Annotated in this window: 14 protein-coding genes and 4 pseudogenes; 4 read left to right on the forward strand and 14 right to left on the reverse strand. The window is 60.8% G+C overall.

Features of this window, described 5'->3' with window-relative positions:
* Positions 1–380: 380 nt before the first annotated feature.
* Positions 381–1,817 carry an ABC transporter ATP-binding protein gene (locus tag JL39_RS21155; protein WP_037155450.1) on the reverse strand — a complete coding sequence of 479 codons (1,437 nt, stop codon included), beginning with the start codon at positions 1,815–1,817 and terminating at the stop codon, positions 381–383.
* 194 nt (positions 1,818–2,011) lie between these two features.
* Here JL39_RS21155 and JL39_RS31705 point away from each other — a divergent pair.
* A pseudogene (locus tag JL39_RS31705) lies at positions 2,012–2,101 on the forward strand (DDE-type integrase/transposase/recombinase); the annotation flags it as partial.
* A gap of 34 nt (positions 2,102–2,135) precedes the next feature.
* Here the strand turns inward: JL39_RS31705 and JL39_RS21160 are convergent.
* The 9 genes from JL39_RS21160 to JL39_RS31980 form a co-directional block, all read right to left on the reverse strand.
* Positions 2,136–3,359, reverse strand: coding sequence for an amidohydrolase family protein (locus tag JL39_RS21160; RefSeq protein WP_037155454.1), 1,224 nt, complete (start codon positions 3,357–3,359; stop codon positions 2,136–2,138).
* Between the two features lie 22 nt (positions 3,360–3,381).
* Positions 3,382–3,846: a GAF domain-containing protein gene (locus JL39_RS21165; protein ID WP_037155457.1), complete on the reverse strand. Its 465-nt coding sequence runs from the start codon at positions 3,844–3,846 to the stop codon at positions 3,382–3,384.
* Positions 3,843–4,754 (reverse strand): branched-chain amino acid ABC transporter permease, encoded by a 912-nt coding sequence (locus tag JL39_RS21170; RefSeq protein ID WP_037155460.1) that lies wholly within the window; start codon positions 4,752–4,754, stop codon positions 3,843–3,845. Before JL39_RS21170 ends, JL39_RS21165 begins: the two co-directional genes overlap by 4 nt.
* Complete coding sequence (locus JL39_RS21175; protein ID WP_037155463.1) at positions 4,754–5,617, reverse strand: branched-chain amino acid ABC transporter permease; 864 nt, start codon at positions 5,615–5,617, stop codon at positions 4,754–4,756. The genes JL39_RS21170 and JL39_RS21175 overlap by 1 nt, the downstream gene beginning before the upstream one ends.
* Positions 5,618–5,624: 7 nt before the next feature.
* Positions 5,625–6,830 (reverse strand): ABC transporter substrate-binding protein, encoded by a 1,206-nt coding sequence (locus tag JL39_RS21180; RefSeq protein ID WP_037155466.1) that lies wholly within the window; start codon positions 6,828–6,830, stop codon positions 5,625–5,627.
* 40 nt (positions 6,831–6,870) lie between these two features.
* Complete coding sequence (locus JL39_RS21185) at positions 6,871–7,572, reverse strand: ABC transporter ATP-binding protein (protein ID WP_037155469.1); 702 nt, start codon at positions 7,570–7,572, stop codon at positions 6,871–6,873.
* A gap of 2 nt (positions 7,573–7,574) precedes the next feature.
* Entirely contained in the window at positions 7,575–8,339 is a 765-nt protein-coding gene (locus JL39_RS21190) for an ABC transporter ATP-binding protein (RefSeq protein WP_037155472.1), read from the reverse strand.
* Positions 8,336–8,995, reverse strand: coding sequence for a TetR/AcrR family transcriptional regulator (locus JL39_RS21195; RefSeq protein WP_037155475.1), 660 nt, complete (start codon positions 8,993–8,995; stop codon positions 8,336–8,338). The genes JL39_RS21190 and JL39_RS21195 overlap by 4 nt, the downstream gene beginning before the upstream one ends.
* 104 nt (positions 8,996–9,099) lie before the next feature.
* Positions 9,100–9,261, reverse strand: a complete 162-nt coding sequence (locus JL39_RS31980) for a hypothetical protein (RefSeq protein WP_161784785.1) — start codon at positions 9,259–9,261, stop codon at positions 9,100–9,102.
* A gap of 401 nt (positions 9,262–9,662) precedes the next feature.
* Between JL39_RS31980 and JL39_RS31140 the strand changes: the two are divergent.
* Positions 9,663–9,961 (forward strand): annotated as a pseudogene (locus JL39_RS31140) (DUF736 domain-containing protein).
* Between the two features lie 36 nt (positions 9,962–9,997).
* On the opposite strand, the gene JL39_RS21210 reads toward JL39_RS31140, so the two are convergent.
* Positions 9,998–12,478 carry a DEAD/DEAH box helicase gene (locus JL39_RS21210; protein WP_227705601.1) on the reverse strand — a complete coding sequence of 827 codons (2,481 nt, stop codon included), beginning with the start codon at positions 12,476–12,478 and terminating at the stop codon, positions 9,998–10,000.
* A gap of 166 nt (positions 12,479–12,644) precedes the next feature.
* On the opposite strand from JL39_RS21210, the pseudogene JL39_RS31145 reads away from it, so the two are divergent.
* Positions 12,645–12,821, forward strand: a pseudogene (locus tag JL39_RS31145) (DUF736 family protein); the annotation flags it as partial.
* A 210-nt stretch (positions 12,822–13,031) separates the two neighbouring features.
* Here JL39_RS31145 and JL39_RS21215 read toward each other — a convergent pair.
* Together JL39_RS21215 and JL39_RS21220 are read right to left on the reverse strand one after the other, a co-directional pair.
* The gene (locus tag JL39_RS21215; protein WP_037155484.1) at positions 13,032–13,670 is read right to left on the reverse strand and encodes an RES family NAD+ phosphorylase; all 639 of its coding nucleotides are present in this window, start codon (positions 13,668–13,670) and stop codon (positions 13,032–13,034) included.
* The gene (locus JL39_RS21220; protein WP_037155496.1) at positions 13,670–14,284 is read right to left on the reverse strand and encodes a helix-turn-helix domain-containing protein; all 615 of its coding nucleotides are present in this window, start codon (positions 14,282–14,284) and stop codon (positions 13,670–13,672) included. Before JL39_RS21220 ends, JL39_RS21215 begins: the two co-directional genes overlap by 1 nt.
* Before the next feature lie 82 nt (positions 14,285–14,366).
* On the opposite strand from JL39_RS21220, the gene JL39_RS30595 reads away from it, so the two are divergent.
* Positions 14,367–14,861, forward strand: a complete 495-nt coding sequence (locus JL39_RS30595; protein WP_052183025.1) for a hypothetical protein — start codon at positions 14,367–14,369, stop codon at positions 14,859–14,861.
* Positions 14,862–14,975: 114 nt separating this feature from the next.
* Here the strand turns inward: JL39_RS30595 and JL39_RS31710 are convergent.
* Positions 14,976–15,129, reverse strand: a pseudogene (locus JL39_RS31710) (IS5/IS1182 family transposase); the annotation flags it as partial.
* Positions 15,130–15,207: the final 78 nt, after the last annotated feature.

The following is a 15,207-nucleotide window of genomic DNA, read 5'->3' on the forward strand; positions in this document are numbered from 1 at the left end:
CTGCCAATTCTGGGCATAGAACAACCCGTCATAATCTCTGAGACGTCACACTAGCGTATGAGAGACTTCGGGATGCGATCGAGCCGATAGTTAGCGGATCGCCCTCAAGCCGGTGCCGACGGCCGGATCAATTCCGGCCGTTATCAGCGATATGCCACCCGGGCTTCCGAAGTGGGCAACAACATCGTCTTGAGGATATAGAACATCGAGCCTGTGTTTTTTGCAGTTGATAAGATCAGAATGAACGCCTCTGTTACCACAAGTTCCTCCGCAACAGATTTGTTAGGCGTGCCAAGAATTTGGTCCGGCTGGAATGACTGATTGGGGACCGACTTCGGACTAACGGTCTCCGCCGGCATGCACCAATTGCGGAGACCGGATTACTCACTTTCCGGGATGAAGCCTCCGGTCTGGCGTTTCCAGAGCCGGGCAAACAGCCCATCGCGCATGACAAGTTCGCCGGGTGTGCCCTCCTCGACGATACGTCCTCCATCCAGTACCACAATGCGATCCATCTTTGCGATGGTGGAAAGGCGATGGGCGATCGCAATAACCGTCTTTCCCTCGTAAAAGCGCAAGAGCAGGTTCACCAGTGTCGTTTTCCCGGCGCCGGACAAGCCTACAAGGCCGACCTTCTCGCCGGATTTGATGGTGAGCGATAGATCCTTGATAACCCGCTTTTCCGCCCGATACGCGAAGCTGACGTTCTGGAAACGGACTTCTCCGCCTATGACCACGATCTCTCCTGCTTCTGGCGGATCCACAATGGTCGGCGGGGTCGTCATCACCGGCATGGCGTCCTTGATCGTGCCGATCGCCTGGAAAACCTGCTGCCCCATCTGGAGAAAGGTGAAGGTGTGTCCCGAAAGACGCTGCAGGACATAGACGGCCGCAACGAACTCACCGACGGATATGAAGCCCTCGACCAGTCCGGTGAGCCCGATCGACAGGATGGTGAGCCAAAGCCCGGTATTGAGCGCAACGACGATGAGTTCCGAGGTCCGGTAGATCCGTTGCTCGCCGTGCTGCGTGTTGACCGCATTCTGGAGGACGCGACGGATGGCGCCGGCCTCACTGTCTTCCGCGGCGAATTGCTTGATCATCTGCATGTTGCCGTAGAGATCGTTGACGGTGCCGGCGATCAGGCTGCGCAACTTGGCGGTACGCCGGGATCGCTCGGTGAAGATCGGCGCCATCTTTACCGCCAGCACAACATTGAGCACGATCCAGACCACGACCGGCAACGCCAGTTGCCAAGCCAGGGCCCCGAGCAGCACCACCGATCCGGCCATCGACAGAATGAAACGCGGAATGGTCTGGAACGCGGCAATGATCTGCTGCTGAACGGCGGACGCGACCTGCGAGAGGCGCGAGACGACCTGTCCGGCGAAAAGATCGTGAAAAAAGGCAATGTCTTGCCGTTCCACGGCCTTGTGGCCCTGCCATTGGATTGCGACTGGCATCGCGACGCTCAAGGTGTGGGACTGAAGCGTGTTCAGCAGGAATGACGCGATAGGCAGTCCTGGAAACAGCAGCAGGCCCAGAAACGTCAGCAGCGGCCATTCGGCTCGCAGGAAGTTCGCCGCGCCCTGCTGGCTGACACCATCCACGACAACGGACAAGCCCCAGACAATCGTCAGATTGATCGCCTCGACGGCCATGGCGGCGAGTGCAAGCGCAATCAGCACCGCCCGGAACATCGAGATGAAATGCAGAAGGACGGCAACCGGTCTTTTGGAAGGCAGCGGCCGGTAAGGAATGTCCAGAGGCCGGATCAGCTTCTCGAACGGTCGGTAGATGGCGTCTGAAATCGACATGTCTCTATCGCTTCGAATATCGGCAAATACGGCGGTTCACTATCGCCACCGATAAGACCATCGTCGGCGCCGGGAGGCAACCTCAGAGGCGCCGCACACAGATGGCGATTCAGGTCTGAGAGCAGGCGGCGATCACGATGGCATCGCCACCAGCGGACAAGTGGAGGATTGACCCTCTGCGCCCTTTAGGGCGAATCGAGAGCGACCACTTCCGGGTAAAGAAGAACATGCCCAAGATCGGTGGCTTCCAGTCATTTAACTCGGCACGCCGAACAATAGCCGGTTTGACGATTTCGGCTTGCGGATGGCGGCAGGCGATCAGCGCTTAATGAAGGCGCCGTCCTTCATGATCATCGGCATATGCATACCCTGACGCGTGAGAAGCGTGAGATCATCGAGAGGGTTGCCATCGACCACGATCAGGTCGGCGAATGCGCCGGCGGCGATCGTGCCGATCTTGCCTTCCACCCGCAGCAGGCGCGCGGCGATATGGGTGGCCGAAGCGATGACGTCTATGGCTGGCAGAACCCGGCCGCGGATGACGAATTCTTCCGACTGGTGCACATGCATGCCACCCAAGAGGTCGCTGCCATAGGCCATCTGCAGGCCGGCCTCGCGCATGATCAAAAGCGATTCCATGCCGGCGAGACGAACATCATCGACCTTGGCCACCGATGCGGCTGGCAGGCCCATGGCTTCACCCTCGCTCGAAAGCTTGTCATAGGTGACGAGCGTCGGAACAGCGAAAGCTCCCCTTGATGCGGCAAGCTTCGCCGTCTCAGGTCCGATCAGGTTACAGTGTTCCAGCGAATGCACGCCACATTCGACCGCCCGGCGAATGGCCTGGTCGGTATAAAGATGCGCCGAGACATAGGTGCCGGCATTTTCCGCTTCCTCGACCACGGCAAGCAGCTCTTCGCGGGAAAAGCCGAGAAAGTGGATCGGGTCGGTCGGCGAGGATACGCCGCCATTGGCCATGATCTTGATGAAGTTGGCGCCGCTCTTGATCTCCTCGCGCGCGGCACGGCGAACTTCCGGAACGCCATCGACGATACGGCCGAGCGCACCCAACGGGAAGCTGCGAAGCTGCACCGGATTATCATTGAAGGGGCCGCGATAATCGCAATGACCGCCGGTCTGGGCCAGGGCCTTGCCGGAAATGTTGAGGCGCGGCGTCGGCCAGGACGCTTCGAGGGCAGCGGCAACCAGGCCCGAGGTTGCACCACCGACATCGCGCACCGTGGTAAAACCGCGATTGAGCATTTCGCCCATCAGCTTGAACGCGCGCACCGTGACGAGCGTATCGGGAAGCTGGCCGTTGCGGCCGAGATCGGCAGTCGAGGCGACAACATGAACATGGGCATCGATCAGGCCCGGCATCAGGATCTTGCCGGAGAGATCGATGCGTTCGGCCGACGCGCTTGAGACCGAGGTGCCGACCTCACGGATCATGTTGCCTTCGATCCGCACATTGACCGGATCGCTCGGGCGATCGGCAGTGCCATCAACGATGCGGGCGTTCTCGAAGAGAATGTTTGTCATGAAACTTGTCCTGGGAATGTGTTCAGGCGCGCCGCGCCTCAAGATAGGCAGGGATAAGCAAAGGCGCATAGGCAGCCGCCTTCGCAAGATGCTCCTCGGTATAGGCACCGCTTTTATCGAGCAAGTTCATCGTGCCGATGGTCTCGCCGTTGTAGACGACGGGGATGTTGATGACGGCACCGAGACCGAGGCTGAAAATCAGCTCATGGTCGTAGAACGCCCAGACAATGGCGTCCCGGTCCGGCCCGAGAAAGGCCTCCTGCCGGTCAATGACCTTCTCGCCCCACGGGGTCGGGCCCATGAGCTTGCGGCCGAACACCGGATAGGCAGCCTCGTTGCTTGAATAGACGCGAGCGACCTCGTCGCCATCCCGGTAAAGCAGGGTGAAGAGGCCAAAGCCGATTTCCTGCGACAGGGCCTCTTCCAGAGCCTTGTAGAGCGTCGCGGGCTGGCCGGGCGCGCTGAGCATCGACAGAAGTTCCTTCACGGTGATGTCTCCGGTTTCGGTGCGGGGGCGATACGTTCGGGCAGAATGCCCTGCGGGCGCAGATGCAGGACACAGAGCAAGGCGAGGCCGACGAGAATTTCGCGGATTGCCGCCACCTGCCCCGGTTCAAGCACGGTGAAGAGCTCGCCGAGAAAACGCGTCGCTTCGAGGAAGAACACGACGAGATAGGCACCGGCAAGCGCTCCCACCGGCCGACCGACACCGCCTGCCGTTACCGCGAGGAAGATATAGATGGTAATCAGCGGCTGGAAATGATCCGGCGAAATATAGGTCTGGAAATGACCGTAGAGAGCCCCCGCCAGACCGGCAATCCCCGCCGAAAGCGCAAAGGTCTGCATCTTGAAACGGGTTACGGATTTACCGGCGAAGGTCGCCAGTTCCTGGTCTTCGCGGATCGCCTTCAGCACACGCCCGAATGGCGACAGATCGAGGCGGCGCATCGTCAGGAACACCCCGAGTACGATGACGCTGACCAGCGCGAGATAAAACAGGTTGAAGCCATCGACGCCGAGCTCTGCTCGAAACGGCGCGGGTATCCCCGATATGCCATCCGAGCCGCGGGTCAGCCAGCGCTCGTTGAGCGCCACCATGCGCACCACCTCGGCAAAACCGAGGGTCACGATGGCGAGATAGTCACCGCGCAGGCGAATGGTCGCAAAGGTGGCGAGGATGCCGGCGGCGGCACCGATCAGGCAGGCAAGCAACATGGCAAGCGGCAACGGAACGCCGGCAATCGCCACCAGCGCCGAGGCATAGGCACCGACGGCAAAGAAACCGGCGACGCCGAGATTGACCATGCCGACGCCGCCCCAGATCAGATTGAGGCTGAGCGCCAAGAGCGCGTAGATGCCGCCGAGTGTCAGCGTGAAGATGAGGTAAGACAGCATCAGGTGTTCCTTTCACCCAGAATGCCTGCGGGACGCAGCGACAGGATGAGGAGAATGGTGGCGAAGCCGACGGCCGAACGATAGGTGGCCGGCAGAACCAGCACGGCCAGTTCCTCACCGATGCCGATCATGGCCGCGCCAAGTACGGCTCCGGGGATCGACCCCAGTCCGCCCAGCACCGCGGCGGCGAAAATCGACAGCAACAAACGTGATCCCGTCATCGGATCGATGGCCGTGTCGAGACCGAGAAGCACGCCGCCGACACCCGCAAGGCCCGCCCCGAGCACAACGGTGATCATGGCGATCCGGGCCGGGTCCATGCCGAAAAGCCTGCCAAGATCAGGATTGTCGGCAACCGCTCGCATGGCTTTGCCGAACCGGGTAAATCGCAGGAACAGAAACACCGCTGCCATGATGGCGATGGCAATCGCCGCCGTCTGCAACTGTTGCGGCCCGAATCTGAGGCCGGCAAAACGCCAGTCACGGGCGATCGGTAGATCGAATCCCTGAAGATCGTTGCCAAAGATGAAACGGATGACATTCTCGAGAATGAGATTGACCGCGATCGAGGCGATCGCCACCGCAAGCGCGCCGGAGGGACGCAGACGGGCAAGTGCCGTCTGCTCCGCAATCAGGCCGACTGCGCCGCCGGCAACAAATGCCACCAGCGCGGAAGGAAACACACCAAGTCCGAGCCCGCTATTGAAATACCAGGCTGCGAATGCGCCGACCGTGGCGTAGGCCCCTATGGCAAAGTTGACATAGCGCAGCACGGCAAAGATCGCCGTGAGGCCAAGGGCGGGAATGGCGATCAGCATCCCCGTCATGATACCGTTCAGTATTGCCTGCGCCACGATCGTCATCACGGCCTCACGCGATCTTCAGGAGCTTGAGCTTGGCACCTTCGACCTGTTCGTAGCGGAACTGACTGTCGGAGATGTCACCGGCAGCGGTGAAATCGCAGGGGCCGGAAGCGCCCTGATAGTTCACCGACTTGCCTTCGGCGATCAGCTTGAGACCATCGACCGCATTGTCGACGACCATGCCGCCCTCGGCCTGGGAAACCGAACGGATCGCATCGCGGATCGACTTGCCGTTGGCGGCGCTCGCCTTGGCGATGGCCATGATCACGAGGTTTGCCTGGTCGTAGACCTGCGTGGTGTAGGGATCCGGATTCTGCATGCCGATCAGCGACACCAGGCGCTTGTAGGCGCTGGACGATTCGGCCGGCGACGGCGCAATCGTGAAGATGCCTTCGACAATTTCCGGGGGAACGCTGTCGATAAGCTTCTGGTTGACGGAATAGGCGAAGGCGATCTTCTTGCCTTCGTAGCCGGCGCGGAAGATATCCTTGAGAAGGACAGCGGTATCCGCCGCGTAGCCGCCCAGCACGATGACATCGGGACCATAGGCCAGCATGTCATCGACTTCGCTGCGATAGGACGGCTTCTTGTCGTCATAGATCAGCGATTTCGTTTCGCCGCCGGCGGCGTTCACCGCCTTCGTGATATTGGTGAACTGGCTTTCCGCAAACGGGGTCTGCGGCGAGAAGAAGAACAGCTTCTTCACGCCCTGCTCCACGGCGAACTCACCAAACTTGCGGCCCTGGAGAATGGTCGTCGGCTGCGTCCGGATTATGTAGCCCTGATGCGGCAGCGCCGTGATGGCGTCGGCACCGGAAACGGTGGCCAGCATGGTGCCGGATTCCCAGCAGATCGGCGCAACCGCGGTCGTGACCGACGAGGCCCAGGTGCCGAGAATGGCCGAAACGCGATCGACATCCACCAGCTTGCGGGCGGCGCGAACACCGGCTTCCGGGTTCGTCTGGTCGTCTTCCGAAATGATCTCGATCTGGCGTCCCAGAACGCCGCCGGCCTTGTTCACCTCGCCGGCGACCGCCTTGATCGCCTTGACCATCACCGGCCCGTAGGGGCCGCCCGAGCCGGTCAGCGGCGTCAATGCGCCGATCTTGATGGCCCCGTCCTGTGCCATGACAGTGTGCGGTACAAGACCGGTTGCGGCGAGACCGGCCACGCCGCCCATGAAGCCGCGGCGACTGAATGTGAAGCTGCTCATGCGTTGTTCCCTCTTCTTTGATTGATTGCTGACCGTCTTCTCAACCGCCCAGGAACAGGCGGCGAACTTCAGGATCGGCGGCCAGTTCTCTGCCGCCGCCAGTGGCCGCGTTGCGACCGGTAACAATGACATAACCGCGGGTGGAGATCTCCAGCGCCTCAAGCGCGTGCTGCTCGACCATGAGGACGGGCAGACCGGACCGGTTGAGTTCGATGATCGCCATAAAAAGCTCCTCGGCCGCCTTCGGCGAAAGCCCTGCCGTTGGCTCATCGAGCAGCAGCAGCTTCGGCTCGGTCATCAGGCTCATGCCCATGGCAAGGAGTTGCCGCTGACCGCCGGAAAGCGTGCGCGCCAGCGCCTTTCGTTTGTCGGCCAGAACAGGATAGCGGGCATAGACAGCTTCGCGCCGGGCCGCCATGCCCGAGGGATTGCCGAAGCTGGCGATGTCGAGGTTCTCGGCCACCGACATCGCGCCGAACACGTTCTTTTCCTGCATCACGAAAGCCAGTCCGGCCTTCGAGCGACCGAGCGCATCCTGGCGGGTCAGATCGGCGCCATTCATTCGGACGCTGCCGCCCTTCAGCGGCACCAAACCGGCAATCGCCTTGAGAAGTGTCGATTTGCCCGCACCGTTCGGGCCGATGATCGTGACGATCTCGCCCGCTTGCACGTCGATCGATGCACCTTTCAGGATTTCCTCTGCAGCGCCATAACCGGCCACAAGACTTTCAGCCTTCAACATGATCAGTGCCTTCCTCCGAGATAGGCTTCCTGCACCCGTTCGTCGGAGACGACCTCGGTAAAGCTGCCTTCGGTGAGCTTGCGGCCTTCGGCCATGACGATGACCGGATCGCAGAGACTCCCGATCAGCTTCATGTCGTGCTCGATCAGGCAGATGGTCACACCTTCGGCATTCAATGCCTTCAGATGCTCAGCGATTTCCGCTGTCAGAGTGGGGTTGACGCCGGCCATGGGTTCATCGAGCAGGATCAGCCGAGGCTTGGCCATCAGCGCCCGGCCGATCTCGACAAGCTTCTTCTGGCCGCCCGACAGCGCCGTTACCGGATTGTCGATCACATGGGTGAGGCGCAGCCGGCGGGCGATGGACAAAGCTTCCTCCGCCAGTTGTTCCTCGTGGCGCCGTCCGGCCGCGCTGCCGGTGAGGCTGGCCAGCAGGCCTTCTCCAGGATGGTTCTGGCCATAAAGCATGAAGTGCTGGAATACGGTGAGTTTTGGAAAACCCCGCGCGAGCTGGAAGGTACGGACCAGACCCGCGGCCACACGATCCTGGCTTCTGGCCCGGGTGATGTTGACACCGTCGAACATCACCGAACCGCTATCGGGCATATAAAGCCCCGAGATGCAGTTGAAGAAGGTTGATTTGCCGGCGCCGTTCGGACCGATGAGACCGGTGATGGCCCCCTCTATGACATCGAGATCGACGCCCGTCAGAACCTTGACACCATAGAAGCTTCGCCGGAGATCCCTTACCTGAAGAATTGACTTCATGGCTGCGGCTCCGAATGTTTTGCGATCGTCGAAAAGTAGTCCCTGACCTGCTGCTTCCAGAACTCAAGCAGAGTTTCGTAATAGGTCGAATCCGCAGGACGTAGCACCGTCTGTGCAATCATTCCTCGGATCAGGCACATGGTGGCGTTCATGACGATGCGGACGCTGGCGGGATCTGCCTGCCGGTGGGCGGCAAGCGCCGTCCAGATCGCATCGAGACGATCATGAAACTCGTGCACGACGGGTATTAGGCCGGCGCGGAAGCCTTCGTTATGGCGCGCCTCGGGCAGGTATTCCAAGGTCACGTAGAAGAGTCGGTCGAACATGACCCGCCAGAGATAGTCGACGATCTCGTCGGTCGAACCGCCACGACGGCCGTAGGTGTCGGCAAAGGCCGCCAGCTTCGTGTTGACCTGCGTCAGGTGGTCAGCGACCGCGCTGATCACCAAGTCTTCCTTGGTGGCGAAATGATGGGTCAGCGCACCGCGCGACACCCCGGCTTTACGGGCGATCTCTGGGGTCGACATCTTGTTGAACCCCTGATCGTGAAGAAGTGCAATCGTGGCGTCGAACAACGCCTGGCGCGTTTCGCTGGATCGTTCACTTTGCGTGCGTGTACGTCGCGCGCCCGAAGGCCGCGTCTTGACTGAACTCACGATGTCCCCTCGGCTTTTTGCCAATTCTTAAGTCGGCAACCATTGGCGCCGCTTCTGTTGCAGCAATGGTTTACATGTAAAAAACAAACAGTCAAGTTTGTTTTTTACTGCACCTGCAACGGCAATAAGCAGGGCGCCAATCGTCCCTCGTGTCGCTTCGTCACGCTGATTTCCTCGATTTGCTTGTTGGCGCCGGGGAAGTCCGGCCCATAGGAACAAATCGCTGGTTTCAAAGCCATTCCAGCGTCGGCGGGCAGCTTTTCCAACCTCACCCCCTGGGGTTGCCAAAAGAGGCACGCGCGGCGTGTTTTGAATCTGGTGAGACGGCGGCTGGGGACGACGGGAGGGGTAACGTACCGGCGGCGGCGCTGATCATGCTGATGAGGAGACATCGATCATTCACGTCGTTCTCCGCTGACGGCGCGAAGCCCCCATACGGCCTCTCTTTTGGGCTGGTCTGGCACCGGACCGGCCCTGGCCTGCAACGACTCCGCCGACCTTCTTCCCCTGACCGCAGGCGGTCATTCCTCGCGAGCCAACAAGCTTGGCTGCCACCGTCCTTCGCTAACGCTGCGGACCTGCGGATGCATTCCGTCCAATCCGTCGCCTCTCGACCGCCATCGAGGCCGCATCGGGCGGCTTCGAACAACCTCAGGAGATCAAGACAATGGCTCAGATCGGCACCTTCACCCGCGACGAAACCGGCGCCTACAACGGCGCCATCAAGACCCTCACCCTCAACGTCAAGGCATCCATCAAGCCCTGCGACCGCGACAACGACCGCGCACCCGACTTCCGGGTCACAGCAACGGGTGTCGAGTTCGGAGCAGGCTGGAGCCGGACCCCCGCGAAACGGGCGCCGAATACCTCTCGCTCAAGCTCGACGATCCGTCCTTCACGGCGCCCGTCTACGCCTTCCTCGTCCAGGGCGACAAGGGCGAGCACAAGCTCATCCGGTCCCGCTGACCAGCATCACGGCGCTCCGCTCAAAGCGGGGCGCCCTCATTCGATCACATAGCCCAGCGCGCGATAACCCACTCGTCGCTTTGCGGCCATTCGGGCCAGCACCGGAACGGTGCTGTCGACATAGTCGACGACCAGGACGTCCCGCTTGCCATCATGCTGACGATGCAGACGTCCGACATACTGCGCCAAAGTGCCTTTCCAGGCGATCGGCATGGTCAGGAATAGTGTGTCGAGTCGGGCGTCATCGAAGCCCTCCCCGATATAGCGGCCTATCGCAAGTATCAGACGCTCATCATCGTCTGCGACATTCAACGCCGTGTTGGCTTGCTTGCGATCCTTCGCCGACATGCCGCCGCGTAGCACCACCAGATTTTTTACAAACGGCGAGAACTTCTGCTGCAGATAATCGAGGTGATCCTTACGCTCCGTCAGCAGGATGGGCGAACGTTTGGCCTCGAGGGATTTCAACACGTCATCGAATATCAGGTCATTTCGGCCTTCGTCCTGCGCAAGGGCTGCATAGATTGCTGGCATTGACGGGCGCTCGACCGAGGCGAGTGACGCTGGCAACTCAAACTTCGTCGAACGGTCGCGGGCACGATGGCGAATACCACGCTCGGCAGCTTGAACTCTTGCATTAACCCGATGGCGAACGGGGCCGCATTGCATGAAGATGATCGGATGATGGCCGTCTTTTCGGGCGACGGTGGCAGATAGGCCGACGACATATCGCGCTTTGGATCTGCGAGCGACAAGCTCAAAGCTTGCAGCGGACAGGTGATGGCATTCGTCGACAATCAGATGACCGTAATTACCCACGATGTCATCGACCTCGCCATTCCGAACCAGGCTTTGGATCAGCGCCACATCAATGATCCCAGTTGGCTTTCTTTTCCCGCCACCGATGATGCCGATCTGCTTTGGGTCGATGCTCAGGAAGGAACTCAGACGCTCCACCCATTGGGTGAGAAGCTCCCTGCGGTGAACAAGAACCAGCGTGTTGCGGCTTCGATGTGCTACGAGTGCAGCTGCGACAACTGTCTTGCCGAAGGCGGTCGTGGCGGCGAGCACGCCGTTATCGTTGGCGACAACAGCATCAAAGGCCCGCGATTGTGGCTGGCGAAGCATCCCTTGGAAGGAGACGCCGGCGGGTAAAGGCTCTCCGTCTTCGCGGTGATCCTCCAGATTGGCGGTCACGCCATAGCTCTTGATGAGTTCAATTGCTTCGTCGAAGCAGCCTCGTGGCAGCGCGACATGGCGCGGGTGAAGCTCGGCACAGGAGATGATCCGAGGCTTGCCAGATGTCGGCAATCGCATTGCTTGCGCGCGATAGAATTCCGGGTTCTGGAATGCTGCCAGACGCACGAACTGCGCAATCAGCGCGGACGGAAGCTCGGTCCTATCGATGTAAACCTGGTCGGCGATTACAACCTTGATGCTTTGCGGGATCGCAGCCTCAATTCGCCGCGGCTCGCTACGACGTGACGGCAACATCTTCCACGGCTCATCGGCATGTTCGTCATCGACCGGCATCCGGACGCCCAAGACCCGTCCCGCCAATTCGGCTTCGTCGGCAATCCTGAAGACTTCGTCCACCGATAACCTGGGCAAAGACGACAGGTACGCCCACTGGTCATCGTAAGGTCGTAAGTCGCCATCGACAAAAACGCTGTTGCCATTTTCACGGGCTTTCCTTTGCAGGGGAAGCGCGATCAGATTGCCGAAGCCGCCAAGTGGCATCGTGTCCTGATTGGGAAAGAAACGGTCATAAGACGTGAAGCCGATCTCAGGGCGGTTCTCCATCGTCTCTGTGATCAGCGCGGCACCCAGTTGACGGGCGATCCTGGCCGGAATGGGCTCGGCGAAGAATATCCAGACATGGCCTCCGTTTCCCGACCTCGAGCGTTCGAGGGCTGCGGCAATACCTTTTGCACGACATGTTACCAGCAAAGCTCTGGTATCATCCGCCCAGCTTTCCTTGTCGAAGTCAGCAGCAAGGAACCAGCATGTTTCGTCTTGCAGCAATGGATATACGCCGGCAGCAAAGTCGCTTGAGCGAGCATCGCCGCCACGGAGGTGCTTTTCGATGATATCTTCGGAATATGGGATGAAAGCCTGATGCGGGCAGTCCCCGCATTTCACCTTCGGCTTGCCGCAGATTCCTTTCGCCCACTCATTAGAACAGGCCGGTGAATAGCCGGAGCGTCCGTCCTTCTTATTGTTCCAGCGAACAGGGAAGACGTCGGGCCGACCGGCAAACAGCTGCCGAAATAACTCCACCTTCTCCATCGACGGTGAGCTGTTGGTAACAGGGGCGTCGGCGAAGGCTGGCTTCTCTGCGTCGGCCTGGCTATCGGAAATCAGCTGTTGCTCAAACGCTTCCAGTTCACGCTCAAGCGCCTTCCGCTCATCATTCAGATCAGCCAGCCGCCGTCGAATGCGAGCAATGTTCTCCCATGCATCATTCTTTTCCGCCAACTTTGCAGCTTTCGCCAAAATGATCGTGGGGATCAGCATAGGCCAAAGGCGTCCGTTTTTTAAGACGCACTATCCATCTCAGCCTCCGGAATTATGCGGAGAGAAATCCGCAGAAATCACCGGCAAATCCGGCCTTCAGCGACCGACACTCTGCATAATCACGTTCTCAGCATAATGCAGAGCGACATTTTGCGGTGCACCGCAAAACACCGAATTCGGCGCCGGCGGGCAGAAGACCGCCCGGAAAACCGAACGCGACTACATCTCCGTCAGGCTAGACGACCCGTCCTTCCCCCAGCCGATCCAGGCAATCCTCGTCGAGGTGGCCGGAGAGAAAGGCCTACAGCTCATCTGGTACCGCCCGAAGCAGCGGCCGCACTGAGGACCAGGACGATGTGGCCCCGCCGAGAGGCGGGGCCGGCTGACGTCGGAAGCGAAGATCGCGGGGGCAGGGCCCGTCGCGATCTTATTTTCGTGCGCCAGGACAGACAGGATTGCCGGATCGACCGGCGATCCTGTCTGTCGCACTCCATTGTCTCGCGATTCCAGGGAGGCCGGACTTGCTACCGCCAGCGTGCCGCGAAGCGGTGGCTTAGTCGCCGGCGCCTGGCGACAGCGACTTGCCATACATCTCGAGAATGGCCGCGACATCCTTCAGGATGCTGGTGAGCGGTGCCCCGCCAACATGTGAAAACTCCATGTCGCCGCGCTCGAACAAGGCGAGGCAGATCTCCCCGGAATCATGGCGCGACTGATAGGCAAGCCCGTCCGGCCGGTCCGGGTGATCCCAAAGCGCGTCGGTCCACAGGCCGCAAGGTCCATACGGGCCGGTGGAGATCGCGTTGTCGGTGCCGACCGCCTGCAGCCCGGTTCCGTGCATCCGCACAATCTTGAGAGGACGGGCACAGGCAAGCTCGCTCACCGAGCGGCCGGTGATTTCCGTCATCGACACCATCAGGCGCTGCGGATTGCGCAGGATGGTTTCCGCCAGCGCGCCGGCGCGGCTCGTGCCGACATAAAGGACGCCGAAGCGTCCGGTGGTGCTGTCGAAGCGGTTCGTCGCCGGCACGCCGCCGCCAGGCCCGAAAAAGACCGGCTCCAGCGCACTGCGATGCACGCGATGGAGGATCTGCCCCGCTGGAATAATGTCGATCGGCAACCCGGACCCCACGAGCCAATCGGGGGGCGGTGGGGCAGCGCCCGATGGCCCTCTATCTTTTCCGGACGCCATCAGGCGAAGCCGTCCGAGCCCTCGGCGCGGACCAGCCGCGCGACCGCGTCGCGCTCGCCGGCGCGCAGCGCGGCAAGCGGCGTGCGACCGCCGAGCACCGCGTCGGGCGCTAGCAGGAAATCGAGCGCGATCCAGGGGCCGGCGGCCGAGAAGCCGCGCACCACGTCGGCGATTCCGGCAACTGTCTCACCCTGATCGAACTGGCAGGCCGGATACCGCCAGTCGCTGCCCTCGCGCACCGCAAGCAGCGCGCCGGTCCGCCGGCGCTTGTCGACGGCCTGACGGCTGATGCCGAGGATCCGGCCCGCCTCGTCGGCCGACACCGCGCCGCCGGCCCGCGCCAGCAACTGCTGGCGGTGTTCGACATTGCGCGCGAGTGCCGGAACAAGTGGATCGAGATCGGTGACGGCGGATCCCACCATCTCCGAATGGCTGAGCAATTGCGCCAGCGAACCCGCATCGGTCGGCGCAGCCAGCGCGTCGGCCAGATCCTTGGCAGACACATTGGCCGAGATGCGCTCCAGCGCCGACATGGCCCGGCGCAGAAATGCCGCCTGGATCGAGTCCGGATCAGTGTGAATATTGAGCACTAGGCCCACGGGTACATGGGACATGATTGCAATCTCTGCGGTTGTCGTCGTATCCAATATGGTGTATCGACATACAAAGTCAACCGAGCGTATGGAGGATACTCCCGTGCTCGACGTCGTGGAGACAATCATGGCCGATCCAGTCGATCGCGCGATTGCTGCTGCGAAGCCAAATGCTCGCCGTAGGCCCGCGCGTCCCTGGCCCGTCTGCGCTACTCTCATGATGCTGGCGCTGCCGTTCCTGATCGCCGAGGCGATTGCATGGATTGCCTTAACCCTGACATGGTGGGCATTTTTCGGCATTCTCTATCTGATGCGGCCCGCCGTCCTGCTCCTCGGCATCGCCGCGATCATGTCGGTGCCGATGGCGATCGTCGTCTGGCAGCATCCGGATGCTGCGAACGGAATACCCTTCTGGGCCTTTCCGCTCGGAGGCATCGGCGCGCTTTTGTTCGTGGTCGGCTGTGTCGGACAGGTCGACCGGCTCCGGCCGCCGGATTTCACCGACCGATACCCGCCGTTCAGGACATCCCGGCCAGAGGAGCCGTCGCCGCCCGGAAGATTGGACGCCGATAAGGGGTCAACATTCCGCGCCGGTTGACGGGCCATAGATTGAGCACCGCTTTTGGCATTTTGGCGGATACCGTTGAAAAAGGCGCGTGTTAATCTCGCTCCGAGGTTCCCGTCGTAGGGACGTGCCGAGATGTATTTCCCTTCACGCTGGTTTTGGCATTGGTGGCGGGGTCAGCTTCGCGAGTTTCCGGAGGGTTTTGGGCTGCTGCGGCGAGGTGGAACTCATCACGCGCTCCGTTTGGCCCTCGTAATCGCAGGCGATCCAGCTTGAGGATGCGTTTGAGGTGAGCAAAAAGAAACCGGTAACTTCTCCGGGGTTTAGCACGGATTGTTAGGCCGGCTTCGTCCATGACCATTGCTTTTGCTCAAGGAGG

It is taken from the genome of Rhizobium sp. YS-1r, from assembly GCF_000757525.1.
Lineage (GTDB): Bacteria > Pseudomonadota > Alphaproteobacteria > Rhizobiales > Rhizobiaceae > Neorhizobium > Neorhizobium petrolearium.

Bases quoted from the DNA above. Each gene is read 5' to 3' on its own strand.
- JL39_RS21155 (WP_037155450.1), bottom strand. From the start codon at position 1,817: ATGTCGATTTCAGACGCCATCTACCGACCGTTCGAGAAGCTGATCCGG.
- JL39_RS21160 (WP_037155454.1), bottom strand. From the start codon at position 3,359: ATGACAAACATTCTCTTCGAGAACGCCCGCATCGTTGATGGCACTGCC.
- JL39_RS21170 (WP_037155460.1), bottom strand. From the start codon at position 4,754: ATGCTGTCTTACCTCATCTTCACGCTGACACTCGGCGGCATCTACGCG.
- JL39_RS21175 (WP_037155463.1), bottom strand. From the start codon at position 5,617: ATGACGATCGTGGCGCAGGCAATACTGAACGGTATCATGACGGGGATG.
- JL39_RS21180 (WP_037155466.1), bottom strand. From the start codon at position 6,830: ATGAGCAGCTTCACATTCAGTCGCCGCGGCTTCATGGGCGGCGTGGCC.
- JL39_RS21185 (WP_037155469.1), bottom strand. From the start codon at position 7,572: ATGTTGAAGGCTGAAAGTCTTGTGGCCGGTTATGGCGCTGCAGAGGAA.
- JL39_RS21190 (WP_037155472.1), bottom strand. From the start codon at position 8,339: ATGAAGTCAATTCTTCAGGTAAGGGATCTCCGGCGAAGCTTCTATGGT.
- JL39_RS21210 (WP_227705601.1), bottom strand. From the start codon at position 12,478: ATGCTGATCCCCACGATCATTTTGGCGAAAGCTGCAAAGTTGGCGGAA.
- JL39_RS21215 (WP_037155484.1), bottom strand. From the start codon at position 13,670: ATGGCGTCCGGAAAAGATAGAGGGCCATCGGGCGCTGCCCCACCGCCC.
- JL39_RS21220 (WP_037155496.1), bottom strand. From the start codon at position 14,284: ATGTCCCATGTACCCGTGGGCCTAGTGCTCAATATTCACACTGATCCG.